This window comes from Legionella lytica, from assembly GCF_044626755.1.
Classification (GTDB): Bacteria; Pseudomonadota; Gammaproteobacteria; order Legionellales; family Legionellaceae; genus Legionella; species Legionella lytica_A.
Genome location: NZ_JBGORX010000001.1, coordinates 1,401,515 through 1,425,380, shown reverse-complemented (window position 1 = coordinate 1,425,380; position 23,866 = coordinate 1,401,515). Strand labels below are relative to the sequence as shown.

The window sequence follows — 23,866 nt, the reverse complement described above, 5'->3', positions numbered from 1 at the left end:
AACTAATGTTTTAATTCCCGATTTAGCCATTTTTATAATGACGTATAAAACATTGCCATTACGCACATTAGCGATGCGATTTAGCGTCATTTGAGTGGGGAATGTTTTCCTTATTAAATTAACGGATAGTTTATGAGTAACGAAATAGCAGCGCAAATTAACGAACTAAAAGAGAAGATTCGACAATATGATTATCATTATTATGTGCTCGATGAACCTTTGGTCCCTGACATAGAATACGACCGCTGCTTCCGTGCTTTACACGATTTAGAAACGCAAAATCCGCAATTGCTTACCCCAGACTCACCCACACAGCGTGTTGGTGGGGCTCCTGCTGATGCGTTTATGCCGGTGTCGCATCGACAAGCAATGTTGTCTCTTTCTAACGTGTTCACCAATGAGGAATTGCAAGCTTTTGTAAAGCGAGTTACGGATAAACTGGATGAGCCTAATCAGCAGTTGGTATTTGTTTGTGAACCTAAACTGGATGGTTTGGCCGTTAATCTTACCTATGAATATGGCGTTTTGGTTTCTGCGGCGACTCGTGGAGATGGGACGACTGGGGAAAATATTACTGCCAATATTAAAACAATCGCGTCCGTACCATTAAGGCTACGAACTGATAATCCCCCACCTTTTATTGAGATTCGTGGTGAGGTGTACATGCCCAAGGCAGGCTTTGCACAATACAATAAAAAAGCGCAAATACAGGGAGAAAAGGTGTTTGCCAATCCTCGTAATGCCGCTGCGGGAAGCTTACGCCAATTAAATCCGTCTATTACTGCACAACGTCCACTAGCTATTTATTGTTATGGCATTGGTGCTTGTGAGGGCTATAAACTTCCTGAAACGCATTGGCAGCAATTAGAATTGTTAAAGGAGTTTGGTTTTCGCGTTTCGTTGGAAACCCAACGGGTAAATGGAATGGCTGGTTGTTTGGATTATTACCATAGCATCCTGGCGAAACGGGATCAGTTGCCGTTTGAAATTGATGGGGTAGTTTACAAGATTGACAGCATCCGTTTACAACAACAATTAGGTTTTATTTCACGAGCACCTCGTTTTGCTTGCGCCCATAAATTTCCAGCGTCTGAAGAAATAACCGTATTGCTTGCCGTAGATTTTCAGGTTGGGCGTACAGGCGCTTTAACTCCAGTAGCACGTTTAGAGCCAGTGAGTGTCGCGGGGGTTACCGTGAGTAATGCGACCTTACATAATATGGATGAGATTGCCCGAAAAGACATTCGCATTGGCGATACGGTAATTATTCGTCGTGCTGGAGATGTGATTCCTGAAGTTGTTTCGGTAGTCATGGAGCGGCGCCCTGAGCAGACACGAATGATTCATTTACCGGAAAACTGCCCAGTTTGTGGTTCTGATGTGGTGCGTGAAGAAGGGGAGGCTGTAGCCCGTTGTGTCGGCGGTTTATTCTGTAAAGCACAATTAAAACGAATGATGTGGCATTTTGCGTCGCGTAAGGCAATGTACATTGAGGGTTTAGGTTCTGTATTGATCGAGCAATTGGTGGATGAAGGCTTCATTCGTCATTTATCGGATCTTTATGAGCTTGATGCGGCTACTTTAGAAAACCTGCCGCGTATGGGTGCTAAATCGGCACACAATTTATTACACGCTTTAGAGGAGAGTAAAAAAACGACTTTTAATCGCTTTTTATACGCTTTAGGTATCCGCGAGATTGGGGAGGCCAGTGCTCGTGTGTTAGCTGAGCATTTTGGTGATATTCCTTCAATTGCAGCAGCTACTGAAGAAGAGTTAATGAGTCTAAATGATATTGGTCCTGTAGGGGCGTCCTATGTGGTGCATTTCTTTGCTCAAGAGCATAATTTGCAAATCATTAAGCGCTTATTGGAGTTAGGGATCCATTGGCCAATGGTCGAGAAAAAACAAATTAATCAGGAGCATCCATTTTTTGGTAAAACGGTGGTTTTGACCGGGACTTTAAGTAGTATGGGGCGCGAAGAGGCGAAGGCTAAATTATTGGCTTTGGGGGCGAAGGTTAGCGGTAGTGTGTCTGCGAAGACGAATTATGTGGTTGCCGGGACTGAAGCTGGGTCAAAGTTGGATAAGGCGACTAGTCTGGGTGTTGCGGTTTTGGATGAGGAGCAGTTTTTGGGCTTGCTTGCTGGGTTATAAAGCATATTGTAATGAGCTGTCGGTTGGGCCCAGGGGCTATAGGCTTATGGGGCTAACCCTAAAGAATAAGGATGTACCATGATACTAAGAACAGGATTGTTGCTGATATTGATGCTAAGCAGCCTCAATTTAACTTATGCTGGCTCTTGGGTTCTTAATAATCCTTATCCGCAAAGCCAAGCCAACGAACATATTTTTTATACTTCTTTTGGGGAGCAACCCAAAACTTTAGACCCAGCATTAGCTTACTCGTCAAACGAATACTTGTTTATCTCACAAATTTATGAACCCTTGCTCGAATATGATTACCTCCTCAGACCCTATAAATTAGTACCCTCTACAGCTGCTCTGTTTCCACAAATCAGATATTTGGATGCTCAAGGTAAGCCCTTGCCTGAAAAAGGCGACATAGTACCCGCTTATACCGTATATACCTTGCGGATTAAGAAAGGCATTTATTACCAGCCTCATCCCGCCTTGGCCCGGGCTCAAGATGGTCATTATTTATATCACCATTTAACTCCTGATTATTTAGATGAATATGATATTAACCAGTTGTCCGATTTTGCACATACTGGAACTCGTGAGCTGATTGCAGATGATTACATTTACCAAATTAAACGTTTGGCTAATCCTGCAGTAAGTTCGCCTATTTACGGATTAATGAGTGTGTATATTCTTGGTTTTAAGGAATATGCAAAAACACTTCCCGGACTCAACGCGTATACTGATTTACGAAATTACCCTTTAGCGGGGCTCAAAAAACTGGATGATTATACTTTTGAAATCACATTAAAAGGCCAATACATGCAGTTTCTATTTTGGTTGGCCATGCCTTTTTTTGCGCCGATGCCTTGGGAGGCTAATGTATTTTATTCCCAACCCGGAATGAGCGATAAAAACATTTCTTTAGGCTGGTATCCTCTAGGGACGGGGCCTTTTATGCTGACCATCAATAATCCCAATCGCAGCATGATCTTAGAGAAAAACCCTAATTTTCATCCGCAGTTTTTCCCAACTATTGGTTCAGAAGAAGATAAAAAAGCGGGGTTCTTGCGCCATGCAGGAGAGCGATTGCCCTTAATCGATAAAATTATATTTACTTTAGAAAAAGAAAGCATTCCACGTTGGAATAAGTTTTTACAGGGCTATTATGATGATTCCGCTATCAGTTCTGACAGTTTTGATCAGGCAATTCATATTAATAAGCACGGCAATGCCACTTTAACTCCTGAAATGCATCGGAAAGGAGTGTATTTAACCCAAAGCCAAGAACCCAGTGTCCATTATCTAGGATTTAATATGTTAGATAATGTGGTTGGTGGGACAAGCGAACGCGCGCGTAAATTAAGGCAAGCAATTTCTATTGTGGTCAATGAGGATGAGCGTATTGCTATTTTTTATAATGGGCGCGGAAATGCTGCCCAAGGTCCTATTCCACCAGGTATTTTTGGTTACCGAGAAGGACAGGTTGGTATGAATCCTTATGTCTTTGAGTGGAAAGATGGCGAGGCGGTACGACGCTCAATAAGTGATGCGCAAAAATTAATGGCTGATGCGGGCTATCCTGGAGGGATTGATCCGAAAACTGGCAAGGCGCTCATTCTTCATTACGATACAATGACCACCGGAGGGCCCGGAGATAAGGCGATACTGGATTGGGTGCGTAAACAATTTGCCAGGATTGGTATTGATTTGAATGTTCGAGCCACTTTATATAATCGGTTCCAGGAAAAAATGCGAACGGGTAATGCTCAAATATTTAGCTGGGGCTGGTCTGCGGACTATCCTGACCCGGAAAATTTCCTATTTCTGCTCTATGGGGCTAATGGGAAGGCAAAGTATGGAGGGGAAAATGCAGCGAATTACCATAATCCTGAATTTGATCGTTTGTTTGATTTGATGAAAAATCGTCAAAACGATGCAACAAGACAAGAGATTATTGATCGAATGGTGGAAATTGTTCGTCATGATGCCCCCTGGTCTTGGGGATATAACACAGAGAATTTTATTCTGGCTCATAATTGGGTTTCGCCGACGAAGTACAACACTATGGGTTTAAGTAGTTTGAAATATGTAGCGGTTGATGTGCCGGAACGTAATCGATTGCGACTTGAGTGGAATCAACCTATTTTTTGGCCTTTAGGTTTATTACTGATTTTAGTTCTTGCATTGGTTATTCCTCTATTTATTGCCTATGTCAAAAAAGAAAAACAGCCTGCTAAAAGGATTAATTTGTCATGATGAAATATTTAATACGTCGATTTTTTTATGCAATCCCCATCCTTTTTGGCATTAATGTGCTTACCTTTATTTTATTTTTTATGGTCAATACTCCTGATGATATTGCGCGAATGCATTTGGGACAAAAGCATGTGCAACAACAAGTTATTGATGATTGGAAAACAGCCCATGGTTATGATTTACCCTTGTTTTTTAATGAGCAGAAAACCGGATTAGAAAAGCTTGAGGCAACTTTATTTTTCCAAAAATCAATGCGTTTATTTACCTTCGATTTTGGGATGTCGGATGCCGGTCGTGATATTAGCCAGGACATTACTTTTAGAATGTGGCCTAGTTTAGCTATTGCCATACCGGTTTTATTTTTGGATGTGCTGAGCAACATTGTATTGGCCATGGCAATGGCGTTTTTTCGGGGTACTTATCTTGATTTAACTGGGGTGATTATTTGCATCATTTTAATGTCTATTTCCAGCTTATTTTACATTATAGGTGGCCAATATCTGTTTGGAAAATTACTGCGTCTGGTGCCTATTTCGGGCTACGATGGGGGAGTAGAAGCATTTAAATTTATTATTCTTCCAGTGGTCGTAGCAGTATTAGGGAGCTTAGGAGCAGGTGGCCGTTGGTATCGAACTTTATTTTTGGAAGAAATGAATAAGGATTATGTGAAAACGGCGCGCGCTAAAGGCTTAAACGAGCGCAAAATTATGTTTAAGCACGTGCTTAAAAATGCCATGTTGCCGATCCTTACTGGGATTGTGGTGATTATTCCTTCACTCTTTATGGGCAGCTTAATTTTAGAGTCCTTTTTTGGAATTCCCGGTTTAGGTAGTTACATTATTGATGCGATCCAACAGCAGGATTTTGCAATTGTACGCGCTATGGTGTTTCTAGGGTCCATTATGTATATCGTCGGTTTGGTACTAACCGATTTTTCTTATATGTTGGTTGACCCGCGGGTTAAGTTATCGTAATTATTTTAACCTAAGAGCTTTCTGCCGAATTACCGCGCTTGACCGCGGTATCCACTAAGTGCGGTGAGGGGCGGGATTTTAGGGATAGCGTGGTCAATCCATAGTAATTGGGTCTTTTGTGTTCATTAGGACGAGCGGATAGGGCGCGTTGTGGCACGTTGAAGAAGTCTGTGATGATAATAGAGAATAAAAAATGACATTTGAATTTTTGTGGACCGATAAATGTTTTCTTATCCTTCTGGCATTGGGAACGCTTACTATTTTATTGAGTTTACGCAAACAACACATCCGACGTTCATTTTCGATGATCCTGCATCGTCCCATTGCCGTCAGTGCAGGGATTATTCTTTTAGCCTTTCTCACTATAGGCGTATTAGACTCAATTCATTTCCAGTCAAATAATCAGTCCGAATCCTCCCTATCTGTACTGGATAAAATCTTATCGCCAATTGATGAAATTAATGAAAAAACCTACTCAGCCCCTTTAGCTTTATACCAATTTGTTACCGATACCACCTTGGTTAATGGCGTTGTCACCCAATTTTTCCCACGTTTAAATTATCCAGCCAAATGGATAAGCACAGAGGCTGAAAGAAACCAGGTAATTAAAAGCAAGGCTTGGTATTCATTACAATGGAGCTTGGGCATTGGCCTGGTTTTTTCCGGGGGGCTCATCCTGTCGCGTTACTTTCGCGCAATCCCTCCATGGCGTTTTAGCGCCACAAATTTTAGTGTGGTAATCACTTTAATCTTACTTAGTTTTTTTATCGTCTATGGTTATCAGCTATCTCGTGTTTTCCACGTTTTAGGAACTGGACAAATTGGCCAGGATATTTTTTATTTTACCATTAAAAGTATTCGCACGGGTTTAATCATTGGTTTATTAACCACACTCTTTATGCTGCCCTTGGCTTTATTCTTAGGGGTGGTTGCTGGATATTTCGGTGGTCTTGCAGACGATATTATTCAATATGTTTACACCACTTTAAGCTCTATTCCCGGAGTGTTGTTAATTACTGCATCCGTGTTATCACTACAAACCTACATTGCCAACCATCCCGAACAATTTCCAACCTTGGCTCGCAGTGCAGATGCTCGCTTGCTCGCATTATGCCTCATCTTAGGGGTAACCAGTTGGACTAGTTTATGCCGCCTTTTACGGGCAGAAGCCTTGAAATTACGTGAGGTGGATTATGTTTTAGCGGCGCGTGCTTTAGGTTCTAATTGGTTTACTATTTTACGCAAACATTTATTGCCGAATGTGATGCACATTGTGGTAATTACCCTGGTCCTGGATTTTAGTTTCTTAGTTATGGCAGAAGCGTTGCTGTCCTATGTTGGGGTTGGTGTGTCCCCTATGACCATTAGCTGGGGGAATATGATAAACAGTGCCCGCTTGGAGTTAGCGCGGGATCCGGTAGTGTGGTGGCCGATGCTTGCAGCCTTTATATTTATGTTTTTGTTGGTTCTGGCAATTAACTTATTTGCAGATGCTGTGAGAGACGCTTTTGATCCCCGGCAATAATTACGTTAAAATCGACCCAGATTAAAACCGGCGATTGAGTTTATTCTTCTATGCAACAACGTTTTGTTCACCTGCGCGTTCACACGGAATTTTCACTAGTTGATGGTCTGGTGCGAATTAAGCCATTAATGAAGGCATTGCCCTCCCGGGGGATGTGCGCCGTTGCGGTTACCGATCATTGCAATTTATTTGCTGCGGTAAAATTATACAAATATGCATTAGATTCAGGAATTAAACCGATTCTCGGTAGTGACCTTCCTTGTCATGATCCTTTGCAACCAGAGCGAATTTCCTCTTTAGTGCTTTTATGTCTTAATGCGCAAGGTTATAAAAATTTAACCTGCCTAGTTTCTAAAGCATACCAAGAAGGACAACATCAGGGGCAGCCACGCGTTCAGAATCAGTGGATTGAAGAATATTCTGCAGGCTTGATTGCCTTATCTGGTGGCAAGTCTGGCGATATAGGTCAAGCTTTATTGGCTGATGATTTAGAATTAGCCAGGAATCGTGCGCTACATTGGCACAATCTTTTTCCTAATCGCTTTTATTTAGAAATTCAACGTACCGGCAGACCGGACGAAATACAATACAATGAGCAATTAATTGCTTTAGCAGATGAATTGCAATTGCCCTTAGTAGCAACCAATGATGTACGCTTTATTGATGCGGAAGACTTCGATGCCCATGAAGCACGCGTGTGTATTCATGATGGTTATACCTTAGCGGATCCCCGTCGTAGTAAACAATATAGTGCTCAGCAGTACCTGCGTTCAGCAGAAGAAATGGAGACTTTATTTGCCGATTTGCCTTCCGCTATTCAAAATACCGTAGAAATTAGCAAGCGATGTACAGTAAAACTGGATTTAGGCAACAATTACCTACCCAACTTCCCCATCCCAGAAGGGTCTACGGTTGAGAATTATTTATCGCATCTATCCCAAGTCGGCTTGGAAGAGCGTTTAGTACAACTATTTAAAAACAAATCCGCCGAAGAGTTAGCAGCAGCACGTGGTGAATACGACGCCCGCTTGCAAGTTGAGCTCGATGTAATTAACAACATGGGATTCCCTGGATACTTCCTCATCGTGGCCGACTTTATCCAATGGGCCAAGCTCAATGGTGTTCCTGTAGGGCCGGGAAGGGGATCGGGTGCGGGTTCTTTAGTGGCTTATGCACTAAAAATTACCGACCTTGATCCTTTAGAATACGAATTACTTTTTGAGCGTTTTTTGAACCCCGAGCGGGTTTCCATGCCTGACTTTGATATTGACTTCTGTATGGAAGGCCGTGATCGGGTCATTGACTACGTGGCTGAAAAATACGGTCGCCAAAGTGTGTCGCAGATTATTACGTTTGGTACCATGGCCGCAAAAGCGGTGGTACGCGATGTGGGGCGCGTTCTAGGTCATCCCTATGGCTTTGTGGACAAGCTTGCCAAACTCATTCCCTTTGAAATAGGAATCACCCTAAGTAAGGCAATGGAGCAAGAACCCGAGCTAGAGCGTCGTTACCAAGAGGAAGAAGAAGTTAAGGAGTTAATTGATTTAGCGCTTAAACTGGAAGGGATCACCCGTAACGCAGGAAAGCATGCGGGAGGGGTGGTTATTGCCCCATCGTTGCTTACCGATTTCACCGCCATTTATTGTGAAGAAGGCTCCACGCAAATTGTGAGCCAGTTCGATAAGGATGATGTTGAAGCTGCGGGCTTGGTAAAGTTCGACTTTTTGGGTTTAAGAACGCTCACCATTATTGATTGGGCTTTAGCTACCGTAAATAAGCAAAACCAAAAAAATGGCCTGCCAACAATTGATATCAGCCAAATTCCTACGGATGACGCAGCCACTTTTGATTTGCTCAAAGCCTGTAAAACAACCGCCGTATTCCAGCTTGAATCCCGCGGGATGAAAGAGTTGATTGGACGATTACAGCCTGACTGTTTTGAAGACATCATCGCATTGGTAGCCTTATTCCGACCCGGCCCGTTGCAATCGGGAATGGTGGATGACTTTATTGACCGTAAGCATGGACGTGCGGCGGTTGATTATCCGCATCCTGATTTGGAACCTATTTTAAAACCAACCTATGGGGTTATTTTGTATCAAGAGCAGGTGATGCAGATTGCCCAGGTTCTTGCGAATTATACCTTAGGTGCGGCGGATATGTTACGTCGTGCGATGGGTAAAAAGAAACCCGAAGAGATGGCCAAACAGCGGGAAATTTTTACTGAGGGAGCGACCGCCCGCGGGGTGGATGAAAAAGTTGCCACCTACATCTTCGATTTAATGGAGAAATTTGCAGGCTATGGCTTTAACAAATCGCACTCGGCTGCCTATGCTTTAGTCGCATACCAAACGGCTTGGCTTAAAGCCCATTACCCGGCAGCCTTTATGGCCGCAGTGATGTCTTCGGATATGGATAATACCGATAAAGTAGTTACTTTTATCGATGAATGCGCACATATGAAATTAACCGTGCTACCCCCATTAGTAAATCAATCGATGTATCACTTTACGGTAACTAATGACACCACCATCGTTTATGGCCTTGGTGCTATCAAAGGGGTCGGGGAAAATGCGATTGATTGCATTACCCAGGAGCGTGAAGCTCAAGGAGCCTATACTGACTTATATAGTTTTTGCCAAAGATTAGATTTACGCAAAGTGAATCGTCGGGTGCTTGAGGCTTTGATTAAAAGTGGTGCTTTTGACGTGTGGAAGGTTGAGCGTGCGGTACTGACTGCCTCCTTGGAAAAGGCACTCAAAGTCGCTGAGAAAGAGCATCAAAATCAATCCAGCGGTCAATTCGATTTATTTACTCTCCTTGAAGATGAGGCCAGTAACCAACAATACATAGAGTGCAAACCATGGTCCGAAGCACAGCGCCTTGATGGTGAGCGAGAAGTTTTAGGTTTTTATCTAACAGGTCATCCTGCTGATCAATACCGCCGTGAGTTTGTGGACTTTATCGTGCCCATCAGTCAATTAAATCCTTCGAGCCATAAAAAAGCCGTGATTTGTGCTCAAGTCTCCGCTATTCGTAAGATTATTACCAAACGCGGTAAAAAATTGGTGATCATTGGCATGGATGATTCGACCTCGAGGATGGATGTGGTTGTCTTTGGCGAGGTATTTGAGTCATTTACTTCCCCCTTGGCAAGTGGGGACATGCTCGTAGTGGAAGGTGAGGTGGCTCACGATGATTTTAGTGGGGGCGTTAAAATGACGGCTACTTTCCTGTATAATATCTCATCAGCACGCTCAAGATTTGCCCGTTGCTTGGAATTACGTTTAAAATCAGAGCATCAGAGTATGTTGTCCTCAATTCAAACCATACTAAAAAGCCATGCTGGTGGCTGTGCCGTGCAATTTGCCTACACTAATGAGCATGCAAAGGCTCAATTAAACGTAGCAAAACAGTGGTATGTTGAACCCAGTGATGAATTATTAGGACTTTTAACTAACCTGCTTGGTGAAGAACGTGCGGTTATGAAATATTAAAAAGATTTATTTTGGAGTTTATAATGTCTAAAGATGTATTGAATCCGAGTTTGGTAACTAAATACGGTATGTTTGGTTCAACTAAGATCCGCTTTAACGCTTTGTTAAGTCCTATTCAAGCTCGGTCTTATAAGGATTCAGATTTTTTAATTTATGCCGGTCGACCAGTAATGGATCTTCTGGCAAGTCCATCTTTTTTGCTTGATGCGGTAATTTCGGCATTTAATTGCGTTAATTCATTGATTGCTACAGGCCAGCTTTGGTCGAGTAGTATTTCTCGCAAAGGGACACATGACAGTCGGTTGTCAGAAGCGAAGGATAGTTGGGAACACACAAAGCAACATTTTTGCAATTGTGTATCAGCACTCTTTGCGGCGATTCTTAATCCCTTATTGAGTCTTGTAGGTCTAGTTACTCGACCTGTAGGCAGCCTCGTTAATGCCGTAGCAGACCTTTGTTATGATCGTGGCAACTATGGGTCTAAGTGGTAATTGCTAGCTTGTAACTGAATTTGCGAGTCATCTAATCCTATTTTTATCTCTAGTCTCGTGGTTTGTCCGCGAGATTGGGGATTTAGCTAAACGAGTAGATGGGAGCATGACAATTACCAGCAGGATTTCTTTACGTGATAAGCAAGTTAGTCAAACTACACTATCTCTAGATGTCGATTAATTCGGTCCTCTTCTAGTCCCAGTTTAAAATTATTCCTCACCTTAGTGGCCGCAAAAAAAATTCCTGTAGATGCGCCAAGTAGTGAGGCGTAAGTTGGAATTGCTTCATCCATAGTTGCGCTTATGTGGTTAAATTGTTGGTCGCGTGAAAAATGCAAATATTTTTCATCTGTTGCAACATATTGATCATCAGGGTCAATGACATGATGATTTTTTTGTGCATAATTATTCCATTTCTCTTTAAAAACATATGTTGAGCTCCAGCCTAAGACTGCACCAGCAAGCGCATAGAGTGAGACCGTTAATGCTGCTTTAGGAAGGTAGCGTGCTGTAAAAAGCAAATCACCAATTAAATCTCGGGAGCTATTATTAAGGGTATTTTTTGTTTCTGGAGAGGGCATATCGACTCAAAAATGAGAAAGAGTATTCCTATAATGTACTGAAATCAATTTTTGGTCAATGTGTTTCTATTAAGCGATATTCGATGTTTATATAGCCACGGAGTTGAGATCTCCGCGGCAGTTCTTAATTAATATTAATCTAATAATAATTTGTCTAATTTGGCAGCGCAAATAAAATCATTATGACTTAAACCATCCAAGGCATGGGTCGTAAAACTCACATGACAATAGTTATAACCAACTTCTAAATCAGGATGATGGTTTTCAACATTTGCTATCCAAGCAAGCGCATTGACAAAAGCCATAGTTTCGTAAAAATCTTTAAAGGATAACTCACGTCGAATAATGCGGTTATCAGCACTGACTTGCCATTGCTTATTTAATTGAGGCAGTAAATTCTTAACTTGCTCTTCAGTGAGCGCAGCCCCAATTCCTTCACATGATTCACAATGTTTGCTACTTAAATCACTAGTCATTTTTGTTCCTTTTAACGATAGTAACTGTTTAGTGCTTCAAGAAAACGAGCATTTTGTTCTTGAGTACCAATCGTTACGCGGATGTAATTATTCATATTATAGGGATGAAGCGGTCGAACAATAATACCTCTGTCTAAAAGATAATTATAGAGGGACATCCCATCTTCCTTACAGTTAAAGGTAAAGAAATTGCAGGCAGAGGGTAGGTATTCCAGGTCTAAGTCTTCAAAACCTGCACGCATCTGTTTCATTCCCTCCGCATTAGTTTTTAAACTCAATTGCAGGAAGTCGTGATCATCTAAGGCGGCGTGTGCGGCAGTTAATGCTGCTTGGTTGACGGTAAATGGGAGCTGTACTCGTTGCATGATGTCGATAATCGAGGGATGGGCCAGTGCATACCCTAAGCGCAATCCAGCTAAGCCATAGATTTTAGAAAAAGTACGCGTAATGATGAGGTTAGGGTGTTTAGCTAACCAGTCGATGTTGTCTTTATTATAATGTGAGGCGGCAAACTCATAATAAGCTTCGTCAATGACTAATAACGTAGTTTCAGGAATGCTATTAAGCAGATGCTGTATTTCGTGTTGATTAATCAGCACTCCAGTTGGATTATTGGGATTAGCTAAAAAAATAATGCCAGTTTTAGGCGTACATGCTTCAATAATGGCCGTGATATCGACGCGCCAATCCTTATGTATCGCAACAGAATGAACAGGGATGTTTAATGTTTGTGCCTGAATCGCATAAGTACTGAACGCATAATCATGCACGAGGATGTGTTTGTCATGATGTAATACGAATGAGTTTAATAAAATGGTATAGATGTAATCAGAACCGTTACTCACGAAAATCTGATTGGTGTTTACTTGATGTTTTTGGGCTAATTTAGGGATTAATGGGTGATTTGCAGGGGAGGGATACATGGCCAGTAGGTGGGGTGACATCTCTCGGAAGGCTGCTAAAGCCTTAGGGCTGCATCCTAAAGGGTTTTCGTTGCTGGCTAACTTAATAATATTACTAATCCCTTTTTCACGAGCCAGTTCCTCAATAGATTTCCCGGGTTTGTAAGGCACCAATGAGCGTATTCCTGGATGAGGTACTTCTTGATAATTAACTGCCATAAACATTCCTTGCTTAGTACGTGAGTTTATATTACCTAAGGCAATCCTTTCTGTCACGGTGCAAATGGTTTAATTCGGAGGGGCGGGGACTTATTTTTGTGATTGATTACATTTATAAATTAGCCTTACGAAGAGAAAGCTCATTGTAAGTGTTATCAAGAGAAAATAATTACACAATAAAATTAGGGGTAATGGATGTTGGTTGTGGGTTAGGCTTATCTACCTTAATATCCTGTTTAAACAAGCCAAACTCATGGATATAGTGGGTAATATTACCCATACCCGTCAATTAGAATTTTGTGGGAGTCACTCATTGTGACATGGGCAAGAAAGTTATTTTTACAATCCAGACATACTGCGCAATAGCGTTGTTCTATCCTTTCGGGCAATCAATAACACACTTATGAAAAAAAATTGCATTGTGCGTGATAAAGATTAAGCCAATATTATGTAGAGGCACTATCTACTTGAGTTTTGATAATTAGGGCGTTATTCTGCGCAGGCTAACCAACCTTAGGAATTATGGACAATGAATCAGCAAGAGGGATTTTCCCTTATCGAAGTGCTGGCATCGCTTTTGCTCGTGACAATGATCGCTTTATTTTTATTGCAACAGCAATGGCAAAGCAAGCAATTACTCAGACAATTAATCTGGCGGGAACAAAGCGCTTGGTTTTTGGATGCAATTGATGAAGCCTTATTAGCTCAGCTGCAACAGCTTCCTGTTCCTCCTCCAGGCTATCAGTTACAGATTGAACATACCCCTCATGGGACGGTATTGCGTATGCATCATGTCGCCAAGCCGAATGTTCTTATCCGACATCATTTGAAGTTAACAGGTTCTTCATGAAGAAGCAGACTGGAATTAGCTTATCCGAAGTATTAATCGGATTGTTTCTTGCTAGTTTGCTCATGACGACGCTAATGCAATTTTACAGTCAAAGTAAACAGGGTTATAGTGAAATGGAACGCCTTCTTGCCTCTCATTTTGATCTACGCTGGGTGAGTGATTTATTGAGTGACAGTATTCGTCGTGCAGGTTTTACTCCCTGTTTGGGTATTGATCAGTTACACCTTAAAAAGCAGGGAAAGCCGGTTCCTGGCTTGTACATCGAAAATGGACCACGATATTTATTACAAATCAATCGCATGCATGAGCAGTTTGCTGAGGTGAGAAACATACTCAATATCCGGCAGATTCTTGTGCCGCATGCTACTTCATTTAATAAAAAACGCCCCTTAATTATTGCAGACTGTGAGCAGGCAGAAATACACCAACGTTTCACGATGAGCCCACATGCTAAGGGAGTAGTAATTACTTTAGATAAGCCTTTGCAGTTTCAGTATACGGGTACTGTTTCTGTTGGTGAATATTGGGAAGAGCGTTGGTTTATTAAGAAAAATGCCCAAGGAAAACCTGCTTTATTTTATCAACTGGGTCAGTCAGAAGAGCTTACCTCATTCATTCAGTCCTTGCATAGCCGTCGCCAACGCAGGCATGGAACTGTTGTGACGCACCTAACCCTGGGGCTTGTAGAGGGGAGTAAACAGGATATTATCGTTAGGGTGCGGGGCTCATGAAACGACAAGAACAGGGATTTATTTTTCTAATCGTCTTACTGATTACGGCCGTTATCAGTTTGTTGGTAGTCAGCTCCATGCAGCATCTGTTGCTCTATTTCAAAGCAAGCAATCACCAGGAGGCTTTGCACCAACGTTTTTATCAGTTAGAGGCATTAGCTCTCCAATTGGCGCAACAAAAATCTTCTGTCTCGAGTTGCATACGTCATCAAGATGCAGCCAATCGTGCATTGGATATCTTGTTGCAGCACCAAGGTTGTTCTTTTAAGGATGGGGAGCTAAGTTACCAGTATTTTATCGAGGACTTAGGTTTTTTTCCTTGTTTGGTGGTTTATGAGCAAGGGCAAAAACATGCAAGCCATCATCAACGCATTTCGGTGTTATCGTTGGAGGAGGGGGTACCTGTTTCTTTTTTGCAAATTCGTTATCTTAGTGCAAGCACAATGGCTAATTGTACGGGTAAGGAGCGTTTAATTCGCTTAGGAATTAGTAGTTGGCGTTATTTAGGAGCTGTCTAGGTAGTTCCATTAATAAAATAAATGAAATCAATTGGTTGATGGGTTATACTATTGACCTTTTAAAAGCTATAGCTCATAATTTGATTTAAAAATAACCAATTTTTAGTTGCATTATCTTCCATAACGTGTAAAAATTGTCCTCTATGAAAAAGAAAATACTATATACATCATTATTCGTCGCCATTGCTGCACTAGGTACAACATCCTGGTGGTTCTGGCATTCCAAGCAACTTAAACAACCTGTAGAACCGCAAAAAACAGCCTCTCTATTCAGGCCGGTTACTTTTAACCACCTCCCTGGATGGACGTCTGCTGATTTGAAGCGCTCATTAGCAACATTTCAAGTTTCTTGCCGTGCTTTTGTGAAACAAAAGCCGGAGCAAGTGGTTGGAACCGATCATATTGAGCTACAAGTCAAAGATTGGCAACCTGCCTGTGTTGCTGCTTTGAACATTGATTCTATTACTGATAAATCAGCCAAGTCATTTTTTGAAGAATGGTTTCAGCCGGTGGAGTTTTTTGATCCCGAGACTGGACCTGGTTTGTTTACCGGTTATTATGTTCCAACCATTAAGGGTAGTTATACTAAATCTAAGGAATTTAGTGTGCCTTTATATGAAACACCTGACGATTTAGTTACTTCTGATTTAGGCATGTTTTCCGGAGATCTGAAGAATCGCCGTATCGTGGGTCGTTTGGTAAAAAAACAACTCGTACCTTATTATACGCGTGCGCAAATCAATAGAGGGGCTTTGAAGGATAAAGCTAAAGTATTGGTTTGGATTAATAGTCCCATCGATCGACTCTTTTTAGAAATTCAGGGTTCAGGGCTTATTGAACTTGAGGATGGCGAACGTCTTTCCGTGGGCTATGATGCACAAAATGGACAGCCGTATACTGCTATTGCTGGGGTTTTAATCAGAAAAGGGATTATGACTCGAGATAATGCCTCCATGCAAGCGATTAAGCGCTATTTGACCAAGCATCCTAAACAATTGCATCCTGTGATTAACCAAAATAAATCCTTTGTATTTTTCCGTAAAATGAATCAAGGAGTTGCTTTGGGGGCGCAAGGTGTATGGTTAACTCCAGGCTATTCTCTTGCTGTAGATAAGCAATGGATTCCTCTAGGAACACCATTGTGGTTGAATACTACACGTCCAAATAGCCTTAAACCAGATGAAAACAAACCGATGCAACGATTAATGATCGCCCAAGATACGGGTGGTGCAATTCGTGGTAAGATTCGTGGGGATGTATTTTGGGGTGACGGGGATCGTGCGACGTCGATTGCTGGTCATATGAAGAATACCGGGCATTATTGGTTGTTGTTACCTAAGCATGCTATCTCTCGAGTAACTCAGGTTTCTTCGTCTAAGTAATCCCTTCTGGTAGAAAATCCATTCGGCATATCCTGGTTGCAAGCAACTCGGATATGCCGGTGTATTATCACACTCTTGCAATTAAAGTGCTCCTTTATTCATCACCGCTTCTTTCGGAACTTGCTCAGTAAGATTTGATGATTCTGCACTCGCATTTAATGGTTGCACCGTATCGTTTCTCAATGCATCGGCAAGACTAATAAACTTGTAACCATTCTTTTTATACATATCAAGAATATCTTCCAGGCAGTAGCTGTTTAATAGATTCGCATGGATAAGCAATATTTGTTTTCTAGGCTGTCCATTACTGTTTCTACGTTCTGCTGCCAGAGTTTGTTTCCAAATATAAGCTAAGTAACGTTTCTTAAATTGATTAATACTTTGTGCTCTCTTGCGATAAGGAATTCTATAAAACTGCGCATTGAATTCATAATCTTTACTGTCAATCGTAACTGGAGCAATAATGTATTGATGCGCTGCTAAATAATTCACTACCTGTTGTTTTTTCTCGCCATTTCCCTCTGCAAGATAAGGGTAGCGGAAATATTTGGGTTCTGTCATTACGGGAGCTAATTTAACATCGGCGCGTTCAATATCCGCGATGTATTTGTTGGCACTCATGCTGTTTAGGCTGTCATGGGTGTAAGTATGATTACCTAAGGCGAAGCCTTGATTGCGGAACGTTTCTAATAGATCCCATTCATTCTTAGCTACAGCACCACCAATCACAAAACCAGTAGCAGGTACTTGATTATCCACAAGTGCTTTTACTATAGCCATAAATCGGTCTTGGGTTCGTTTTAGGCTGGCTGGAGTACTTGTGCCGGAACCAACAAAGGGTAAATCATCAATAGTAATGGCAATTTCGCGCTCATCAGCCGCGAAGCATGGGAGGGTACAAAATAATAAAGCGATAGCGGTCCATCGACGTAACATGACATCCCCCGTTTGTTATTATTCTTATTAGAGTATTAAAACTATAGTAGATAATTTTAAAAAAAACAGGGGATGTTCTAAGTCATTTCATCAGGTTATTAGCTGTTTGTTCGAGAGATGCCATGCGTTTCCTGATTTTCATCCCGTTCTTCTTTTTGAGATCTGAGCGCTGAGGACCCTACATTAGGGAGCGAAATTACTGGAGCAAAATGAGCGACCTCTTTAGGCTCTTCGACCTGCTGTGTAGAGACTGGTGTAGGGTTCACTCGGGGAGCATCAGCTGGATTAGGGTATTTGCGTAGTACGGTTTGGACATAGACCGCATCTTCGTCAATATATAACTCAGGTTTAATGTCTCCTTCAAACTCCATACGATAGCGATCATCGAGCATGGTGTTGCGATTAGCGTAGGTATAAACTCCACCCGCAGCCAAAGTAAGGGCAGCTACGGCAGCAAAAGCGGCAGGAACAGCCATAGCAATGATTGGGGAGGCAAAAAGTACGGGCGGGACTAGCGTACTGAAAACACTTAGACCCACAAAACCGGCTAATGCGCCCAAACCAATCAAGGGTACTCGTTGAAAACCAAAGAGGTTACGGTCTCCATTGGCTAACCAGGCAGCAAGCTCATGTGGTGTTTGACACATTAAGTCAATTCCGTCTTTTTGATAGCTATTTATCCCTAGCCGAGAGGTTAAATTATGTATATAACGTTGATTTTGGTGTTCAATGGCCATTTTTCTTGCATATATTTCAGCACCAACCGCAATTAAAGGCATTGCAATCATCATGGCGGGTAATACAAATGTAGCTAGAGGAACAAAAAAAGCGGTAACCGTTGCCACTAAGGTAAAGAGCACCGAGGCAAGAACTACGGGTCCAAATGTTGCTGCCACACCCCAGGCGATGCCTTGAGCTATTTTATTATTTGTACGCAGCATACTGGTTTGTTGTGGTTGATGGCCTAATAAAAAGTAAGGCAAATTAGCCTTCGTTGCAAAAAGATCGTTCACTACACCATACAAAATCCCACTTAAATAGGTTGAGGCACCGGTAAATAGTCCTGCAGAAATGGCGGTCAGCCAAAAGGGAGCGCCTCCAACAAGCGTGGTGGCTACAAAAAAGGCAATAATTACGGCAGAAATTCCTATACCTGCGTAACCTGCACGTAGTAGTTGGTTTAAGTCGTCATCTTCAGGAGCTTGCTGGCCACGCATCGTGGGATTACGATAAAGAATGCGGTAGACCCCATGTTTTTTAAAATGAGCCAGGGTTGATTTTCCATCTTCTCTTTGTTCAAGTAAGGCAATTAATTTATTTACATTTTCTCGAGCATCACTTAAAAAGTGTCTGTGCTCTAAGAGAGCTTGGAAGTCAGAAATGAGTTTATAAACATCTTTATCTTTTTCTTGATCTAATGCTTGTTTCGCATCCTCAAGAATGGCATGGAGCAAATATATTTGCTGCTCCTCGGTCATTTTTTGTGTATCGGATGAGAGTAGACATTGTACCTGATCTTCGGTTACCGCCATGCTGAACTCCTAGAAAATAACAATAGAGGGGGCTATTATATTAAAAAATCATTTTGTGGTCAATATTTGATCTCTCTGTTGTTTTGTTTGCATCTGGAAAATCATCTAATTGAGCTAGCTCGAGAAATATTTTTAAAAAGGATGGTCTCGGTAAAGGGTTAAATAAGCCTTTAATCCATATTACTGGTGAGATGATCGCAAACGTCATGTAGAATAAAATGACACATCTATCATGCATGATTTAGAATGCTTACGAAAAAAAATGCAGCGAATAACAGTTTATTTGATTAAGTAGATGACAGTAGATTAAGATTAGAAGTGCTTGATAAAATAGTTTAACAATAGTGAATATCAATAGATACTCGCAGTTCGCGAACAGCAAACACCTAAAGGCTTATTGAGAATCTTGAAAAAGTTTATCAGCCCCTATTAAAGGAGTAATTCGAAATCACACCTCATCCATTACGGGAGTTTCTGCTTCAATGATAAACTTTGCTTTTCTATCTTTCCAAGATAGGTTGAACCCTAAATCCAGATAATGAGAGAGCTTATGGGGCGTTCTTAAATTAAATTCTAATCATTATCCCACAGCTCTAACCGTCATAATAGGGGTTTCATTGCATGTAACAAACCATTTAAACTTTTATATTGAGCGGTGATGACTCGTTTTACTTCCGCTAATTGCGGATTAATCTCGGTTAAAATAGTGCTCATTGCTGAGCCAGGTCCAAGATCAATAATCAGATCATACTGATACGCGCTGATTAGTTCACCGACGCTATGCCATTGTAATGAGGTATATAATTCTTGGTCGAGCACCTGCTTTTCTTCTTCACTATTATATATTTTGATTAACTCTAATGGACTGATAATGGGATAAAGTAAACTGGATTGAGGCAGATTTTCATTGATAAATGCTAACAAAAGCCCCTTTTTATCTGCATAATAGGGCGTATGTGAAGGTAGGTGCACTTCAAGAAAGTTAGCTCGAGCAACGCGGTCTTGCAATTCTGCAAGTAATTGGTGGAGCCCCGTTATTTTGCCACCTAGAACTACGTGCTGCTGGGAGTTAACAATAGCGACATAACAGTGATGCCGTATGCAGGCAGCCTTTATTTCCTCCACGTCAAAATTACCGCGAATAGAGAGTAAATCATAAGCTTGATCCAGCAGTGTTATCATTAGTTTAGTGCGATAGCTGTAGAGTTTAATGCTGTCTTCTAATGAGGCCTCAGTGCTTGCAAGAAACGCGCTGACTTCCCCCATGCTGTAACCGGCTAATTCAATTTGATGTTGGTTAAAAAGTGGTTTTAGCATACTAAAAAGTGTTAGCTGATAAACCCCAATAATAAGTTGCGTCCAATGGGGATCAGTAAGAGGAGGACTGGGCTGCAAAAAATCTATATTAGTTAAAGATGAGAACTCGCTTAAGTGGTGCAATGCCTGGTTATTTCCTTGAAAGAAAGCAAATAAGTTGTTTTCTCGATAACCTTGTCCAGCAAAAACGCATAAAATTCTCATGGTGACTCCCCAAATACATGGCGTAAAAAATATATAAGTCCCAACATGTCTGCAACCCCTCCAGGGCTAATGTTGCATTGGGAAAATAATAAATGCAGGCGAGCAGCTTCTTGTATGGAGCGTCTACGATTATCTAAGGAAATCCCTTGTTGTATGTGATAACGAGCAAACTGCAAGCCTTCTGGGCCGGTACGATAGAGAATGTTAATGTCATCCATAGCCAATAAGAGCTGTTGATAGGCAAGTAAACCAAAAAACTCTTTATCATGTTGAATCTCTGCTAAAGCAAAATAGGTATCAAAAACCAGTTTATAGCCATCTATTGCCATTTGTTTCGCATCTGCAACTGCGTATTTTTGTTTCACCAGACTTCCATGAGTATTGGGATTTTGGTGATGTTTTTGTAAATAAGGGGCCCATTCCTCTTTAATGGCTAAATGCAAATCTTGCGGATAAAATTTCTTATAGCGCAGGCTTAACTTACAAATACTGCTACACATGATACCCAAGGCAAAAATTGCTCCGCGATGGGTATTCACTCCAGAGGTTATTTTCTGCATAGTTTGTTCAGCTTGTAGGCCCAACTTAACTAATTCTGCTTGGGGTGCATTAAGGGCGGCTTGGTGTCCGACATGAATGAAATAATGGCGTAAACCAAAGAGACTGCGAAAAAATAAAGCGCCGTTCATGTCCTGATGGGCCCCGGTATCCACAAAACTCACCAAGCCTGGTTTGGGGTATAGGGCAATTTCGTCATAAAGCGCACGCACTGCTATTTTGCCATAGTAACGGGCCATTTTATTAAGATTAGAAGCCGAGGGAGGGGTATGTTGCATAAAGTTCCTCTCTCGCTAACAAAAATACGTTATTAATGGATTTAAATAAAATAGAGTCGCTGTTTTGCAGTAGTTCGTGCAGCGAACAATCACCCCAGTGAGGAAAGCGTACTTCACCATCAATCTGTTGTACCTTACTTTTAAGGAGTAATTCTTGATAAAGTCCTCTTAAATCAGAAAGGGATTGTGCCGCGTAGATAATCAGCACATCTAAATCAGAGTCAGGTTGTACATAGGATTCTTGGGTTAGATACTGCCAGCAATAAGAACCATAAACTTTAATATCGGCAGTAGCCTCCAGTTGCACTGAAGGAAATATGTCCGTGAACTTGGGGAGTTCTTGGTTTTGAATTATTGCAGATAGGGCGACTTGATAGCCCGCACGGATTTTTTGCTGTTGCAGATTCACATAGGGAATTGCAAGGTGTATTTTTCCTGATGGAAGCTCCTGAGGTTGTCTGGGGGATATAAAAGGATAGCCGCAATGCAACCAGTATTTAAATAAACGCTGCTGCTCCTCTGAATGCTGACTTGCCGCTACTGTACTGGGGTTCAGGTAACATAGGGTATGTCGCGCATAATTCATAGGTTTTCAATCTTATTGATTAGGTCAAAGGCCATTGAGCGGCCACCATATTTTTTGCCAAGTTCTGCACGATTGTCTTTAGTAAGATTTTCTTCTTCTAACGTCAATAATAATTTTTGGGGTAGGTCATTTAAATGCAGCACTTCGTGCAAGCCGCCTAGCTTTTTAAAATTTTCTACGCCAGGAGCAAATACTGCTGATGTTTTGCTGATTTCGCGCAGCAACTCAACATCCAATTTAGTGACTTTAGCCATGCCCTCCAACCACATAACGGCTAACTCCGTATTCTGTAATGCATAAATACGGTCCGCCATCATACCAAAAGCGATAAAACTGCCTCCAATGGCTTGATTGTAGACTAAAGAAATGAGTTTATTGCCATTTTGACGCGCCAAATGCAAACAGCTTAATAGATGGGAGAAATAACCATACATACCCAGCCATTCATCGCGAACCGATAACTTTTGACCAATGACGTTAGTAAGCAGAATAATGGGCTCCTGATTTTTATTTTTTATCAGCAGCAATAGTTGTTTGGCCATTTCCATGGCCTCATCAACTCCAAAATCGGTATTTTCAATGGTGCCAAGTAGATTAAATTGTTTCCCTTTTATTGTGCCGCTGCCAAAAATGATGCGTTGATTGATTTGGGTTTCTGCCGTATCAAAACAGTGCTTGATTAGTTGTTGCGCGGTAATTTGGTCACTGGACATGATTTTTCCCTTTATTGGCCAACACTAAAAACTGTGAGTCCGTACAATTAAAAACATCGTGTTCATAAAGTTCAGGGTGATACTTTTTCAGCCACTCTCCCTCTTCAGTGCAGTTAGTGCCCGCGAGGATTCGCTGCTGTAATAATTCATGCTGAGCAAGAACTGTGTCTAAGTTAAGCTTGGGGCACGAATGGCGCAAGACATTGCTTATGGCTTCACGGATATCGGCCATTTTATTGGTCGTATAAACCTGTGCCGCTTGCTGTAAAAAGCGGGTTCTGCCGCCATAAACGCGCCAAATTAACGCACGATCACTGCTGTCAAATACCTCTGCTCCTTTTACCGCCTGAATAACCTCGGCACCAGAAACGCCGATGCGTGCTCCTTGATTCACAATCAGATAATCTAAGGTACCGCTGATGATTCCCATGCCTCCATAGGCTCCATTGCTACCACAAATTACCCCAATAGTTTTAATGCCTGCAGAACGGGCATCTAAGATAGAACGAATAATTTCTGAAATTTCGATTTCGCCGACATTGGCCTCTTGTAAGCGTACACCACCACTGTCAATTAAGAAGACCAAAGCCTCCAGCTTCTTTTTAAGGGCATATTTAATTAAGCCATTAATCTTTGCGCCATGAACTTCACCTACCGCGCCGCCAATGAAATCTTTTTGTTGAGCTGCTATGGCTATGGTCGACCCGTCAATTTGTGCGGTCCCAATAATAACTCCATCATCAGTTTCTACCTGCATTTTTAATTGAGGCAGTGTAGGGCTTGGTGTGTCTTCATCAAGAAGAAATTCGGTAAAACTTTGGGCATCCACCAAAGAGTATATGCGGCTGCGTGCATTGGCCTCGATGTAGTTTTCTTTGGAGGTATAGCCTGATTGATAAGTTTCAATTGCCTGTCGTAGGCGCAGAGATACCACCGGAGGAGTCGCACCGGCATCATTTAGGATAATATTGAGGCCTGCGAAGGGGTATTCTTCAATATAACGCTCAATGACCGCATCCCAGGTTGTTTTAAAACCAGAAACGGTGGTATTAACCCGAATAGTTGTTTGTTTGGAATTAGTATTCGTTTTAATGAGTACTTCTAAATTGCCGGAGCCGGCAACCCCAACTTTAACAACAGGGGTTGCGGGTAATTTTTTTTCCAGATTAAATGTATATTGATACGTATCCATAAGTTT

20 protein-coding genes are annotated in these 23,866 nt (G+C 41.7%); 10 read left to right on the top strand and 10 right to left on the bottom strand.

The genetic code is table 11. The features are described 5' to 3' along the window. The first annotated feature begins 132 nt into the window (after positions 1-132). The 6 genes from ligA to ACD661_RS05925 all read left to right on the top strand — a co-directional run bounded on the left by ligA (position 133) and on the right by ACD661_RS05925 (position 10,885). Complete coding sequence (gene ligA / locus ACD661_RS05950) at positions 133-2,154, top strand: NAD-dependent DNA ligase LigA (protein ID WP_400186912.1); 2,022 nt, start codon at positions 133-135, stop codon at positions 2,152-2,154. Between the two features lie 78 nt (positions 2,155-2,232). After that, on the top strand, positions 2,233-4,398 hold the full coding sequence (locus tag ACD661_RS05945) for an ABC transporter substrate-binding protein (RefSeq protein ID WP_400186911.1): 2,166 nt from the start codon (positions 2,233-2,235) through the stop codon (positions 4,396-4,398). Beyond that, a complete protein-coding gene (locus ACD661_RS05940) occupies positions 4,395-5,372 on the top strand; it encodes an ABC transporter permease (protein ID WP_400186910.1) in 978 nt (325 codons plus the stop codon). The genes ACD661_RS05945 and ACD661_RS05940 overlap by 4 nt, the downstream gene beginning before the upstream one ends. Positions 5,373-5,565: 193 nt before the next feature. Next, positions 5,566-6,897 (top strand): ABC transporter permease, encoded by a 1,332-nt coding sequence (locus tag ACD661_RS05935; RefSeq protein ID WP_400186909.1) that lies wholly within the window; start codon positions 5,566-5,568, stop codon positions 6,895-6,897. Positions 6,898-6,947: 50 nt separating this feature from the next. Then, positions 6,948-10,394, top strand: coding sequence for a DNA polymerase III subunit alpha (gene dnaE / locus ACD661_RS05930; RefSeq protein WP_400186908.1), 3,447 nt, complete (start codon positions 6,948-6,950; stop codon positions 10,392-10,394). 23 nt (positions 10,395-10,417) lie between these two features. Further along, entirely contained in the window at positions 10,418-10,885 is a 468-nt protein-coding gene (locus ACD661_RS05925; RefSeq protein WP_400186907.1) for a hypothetical protein, read from the top strand. A gap of 155 nt (positions 10,886-11,040) precedes the next feature. On the opposite strand, the gene ACD661_RS05920 is transcribed toward ACD661_RS05925, so the two are convergent. The 3 genes from ACD661_RS05920 to hisC all read right to left on the bottom strand — a co-directional run bounded on the left by ACD661_RS05920 (position 11,041) and on the right by hisC (position 13,063). Next, positions 11,041-11,466: a hypothetical protein gene (locus tag ACD661_RS05920; protein ID WP_400186906.1), complete on the bottom strand. Its 426-nt coding sequence runs from the start codon at positions 11,464-11,466 to the stop codon at positions 11,041-11,043. A 134-nt stretch (positions 11,467-11,600) separates the two neighbouring features. Beyond that, positions 11,601-11,942 (bottom strand): 4a-hydroxytetrahydrobiopterin dehydratase, encoded by a 342-nt coding sequence (locus ACD661_RS05915; RefSeq protein ID WP_400186905.1) that lies wholly within the window; start codon positions 11,940-11,942, stop codon positions 11,601-11,603. A gap of 11 nt (positions 11,943-11,953) precedes the next feature. Then, positions 11,954-13,063, bottom strand: coding sequence for a histidinol-phosphate transaminase (gene hisC, locus ACD661_RS05910; RefSeq protein ID WP_400186904.1), 1,110 nt, complete (start codon positions 13,061-13,063; stop codon positions 11,954-11,956). Between the two features lie 529 nt (positions 13,064-13,592). Here hisC and ACD661_RS05905 point away from each other — a divergent pair. The 4 genes from ACD661_RS05905 (at position 13,593) to ACD661_RS05890 (ending at position 16,544) form a co-directional block, all read left to right on the top strand. Beyond that, positions 13,593-13,913, top strand: a complete 321-nt coding sequence (locus tag ACD661_RS05905) for a type IV pilus modification PilV family protein (RefSeq protein ID WP_400186903.1) — start codon at positions 13,593-13,595, stop codon at positions 13,911-13,913. Then, the gene (locus ACD661_RS05900; RefSeq protein WP_400186902.1) at positions 13,910-14,644 is read left to right on the top strand and encodes a PilW family protein; all 735 of its coding nucleotides are present in this window, start codon (positions 13,910-13,912) and stop codon (positions 14,642-14,644) included. The genes ACD661_RS05905 and ACD661_RS05900 overlap by 4 nt, the downstream gene beginning before the upstream one ends. Then, a complete protein-coding gene (locus tag ACD661_RS05895; protein WP_400186901.1) occupies positions 14,641-15,162 on the top strand; it encodes a type II secretion system protein in 522 nt (173 codons plus the stop codon). The genes ACD661_RS05900 and ACD661_RS05895 overlap by 4 nt, the downstream gene beginning before the upstream one ends. Before the next feature lie 143 nt (positions 15,163-15,305). After that, a complete protein-coding gene (locus tag ACD661_RS05890; protein ID WP_400186900.1) occupies positions 15,306-16,544 on the top strand; it encodes a murein transglycosylase A in 1,239 nt (412 codons plus the stop codon). Between the two features lie 81 nt (positions 16,545-16,625). On the opposite strand, the gene ACD661_RS05885 is transcribed toward ACD661_RS05890, so the two are convergent. The 7 genes from ACD661_RS05885 to mdcD all read right to left on the bottom strand — a co-directional run bounded on the left by ACD661_RS05885 (position 16,626) and on the right by mdcD (position 23,860). Then, entirely contained in the window at positions 16,626-17,480 is an 855-nt protein-coding gene (locus ACD661_RS05885) for a polysaccharide deacetylase family protein (RefSeq protein WP_400186899.1), read from the bottom strand. 98 nt (positions 17,481-17,578) lie between these two features. Beyond that, positions 17,579-19,012, bottom strand: a complete 1,434-nt coding sequence (locus tag ACD661_RS05880; RefSeq protein WP_400186898.1) for a hypothetical protein — start codon at positions 19,010-19,012, stop codon at positions 17,579-17,581. 600 nt (positions 19,013-19,612) lie between these two features. Beyond that, on the bottom strand, positions 19,613-20,533 hold the full coding sequence (locus ACD661_RS05875; RefSeq protein WP_400186897.1) for an acyltransferase domain-containing protein: 921 nt from the start codon (positions 20,531-20,533) through the stop codon (positions 19,613-19,615). Then, positions 20,530-21,369, bottom strand: coding sequence for a triphosphoribosyl-dephospho-CoA synthase MdcB (locus ACD661_RS05870; RefSeq protein WP_400186896.1), 840 nt, complete (start codon positions 21,367-21,369; stop codon positions 20,530-20,532). The genes ACD661_RS05875 and ACD661_RS05870 overlap by 4 nt, the downstream gene beginning before the upstream one ends. After that, entirely contained in the window at positions 21,341-21,955 is a 615-nt protein-coding gene (gene mdcG / locus ACD661_RS05865; RefSeq protein WP_400186895.1) for a malonate decarboxylase holo-[acyl-carrier-protein] synthase, read from the bottom strand. The genes ACD661_RS05870 and mdcG overlap by 29 nt, the downstream gene beginning before the upstream one ends. Continuing rightward, positions 21,952-22,668, bottom strand: a complete 717-nt coding sequence (locus ACD661_RS05860; RefSeq protein ID WP_400186894.1) for a biotin-independent malonate decarboxylase subunit gamma — start codon at positions 22,666-22,668, stop codon at positions 21,952-21,954. The genes mdcG and ACD661_RS05860 overlap by 4 nt, the downstream gene beginning before the upstream one ends. Continuing rightward, the gene (gene mdcD / locus ACD661_RS05855; protein WP_400186893.1) at positions 22,658-23,860 is read right to left on the bottom strand and encodes a biotin-independent malonate decarboxylase subunit beta; all 1,203 of its coding nucleotides are present in this window, start codon (positions 23,858-23,860) and stop codon (positions 22,658-22,660) included. The genes ACD661_RS05860 and mdcD overlap by 11 nt, the downstream gene beginning before the upstream one ends. Between the last annotated feature and the right edge of the window lie 6 nt (positions 23,861-23,866).

Excerpts from the sequence above, each read along its gene's own strand:
- ligA (WP_400186912.1), top strand. The coding sequence starts at position 133 with ATGAGTAACGAAATAGCAGCGCAAATTAACGAACTAAAAGAGAAGATT.
- ACD661_RS05945 (WP_400186911.1), top strand. The coding sequence starts at position 2,233 with ATGATACTAAGAACAGGATTGTTGCTGATATTGATGCTAAGCAGCCTC.
- ACD661_RS05940 (WP_400186910.1), top strand. The coding sequence starts at position 4,395 with ATGATGAAATATTTAATACGTCGATTTTTTTATGCAATCCCCATCCTT.
- ACD661_RS05935 (WP_400186909.1), top strand. The coding sequence starts at position 5,566 with ATGACATTTGAATTTTTGTGGACCGATAAATGTTTTCTTATCCTTCTG.
- dnaE (WP_400186908.1), top strand. The coding sequence starts at position 6,948 with ATGCAACAACGTTTTGTTCACCTGCGCGTTCACACGGAATTTTCACTA.
- ACD661_RS05925 (WP_400186907.1), top strand. The coding sequence starts at position 10,418 with ATGTCTAAAGATGTATTGAATCCGAGTTTGGTAACTAAATACGGTATG.
- ACD661_RS05920 (WP_400186906.1), bottom strand. The coding sequence starts at position 11,466 with ATGCCCTCTCCAGAAACAAAAAATACCCTTAATAATAGCTCCCGAGAT.
- ACD661_RS05915 (WP_400186905.1), bottom strand. The coding sequence starts at position 11,942 with ATGACTAGTGATTTAAGTAGCAAACATTGTGAATCATGTGAAGGAATT.
- hisC (WP_400186904.1), bottom strand. The coding sequence starts at position 13,063 with ATGGCAGTTAATTATCAAGAAGTACCTCATCCAGGAATACGCTCATTG.
- ACD661_RS05905 (WP_400186903.1), top strand. The coding sequence starts at position 13,593 with ATGAATCAGCAAGAGGGATTTTCCCTTATCGAAGTGCTGGCATCGCTT.
- ACD661_RS05900 (WP_400186902.1), top strand. The coding sequence starts at position 13,910 with ATGAAGAAGCAGACTGGAATTAGCTTATCCGAAGTATTAATCGGATTG.
- ACD661_RS05895 (WP_400186901.1), top strand. The coding sequence starts at position 14,641 with ATGAAACGACAAGAACAGGGATTTATTTTTCTAATCGTCTTACTGATT.
- ACD661_RS05890 (WP_400186900.1), top strand. The coding sequence starts at position 15,306 with ATGAAAAAGAAAATACTATATACATCATTATTCGTCGCCATTGCTGCA.
- ACD661_RS05885 (WP_400186899.1), bottom strand. The coding sequence starts at position 17,480 with ATGTTACGTCGATGGACCGCTATCGCTTTATTATTTTGTACCCTCCCA.
- ACD661_RS05880 (WP_400186898.1), bottom strand. The coding sequence starts at position 19,012 with ATGGCGGTAACCGAAGATCAGGTACAATGTCTACTCTCATCCGATACA.
- ACD661_RS05875 (WP_400186897.1), bottom strand. The coding sequence starts at position 20,533 with ATGAGAATTTTATGCGTTTTTGCTGGACAAGGTTATCGAGAAAACAAC.
- ACD661_RS05870 (WP_400186896.1), bottom strand. The coding sequence starts at position 21,369 with ATGCAACATACCCCTCCCTCGGCTTCTAATCTTAATAAAATGGCCCGT.
- mdcG (WP_400186895.1), bottom strand. The coding sequence starts at position 21,955 with ATGAATTATGCGCGACATACCCTATGTTACCTGAACCCCAGTACAGTA.
- ACD661_RS05860 (WP_400186894.1), bottom strand. The coding sequence starts at position 22,668 with ATGTCCAGTGACCAAATTACCGCGCAACAACTAATCAAGCACTGTTTT.
- mdcD (WP_400186893.1), bottom strand. The coding sequence starts at position 23,860 with ATGGATACGTATCAATATACATTTAATCTGGAAAAAAAATTACCCGCA.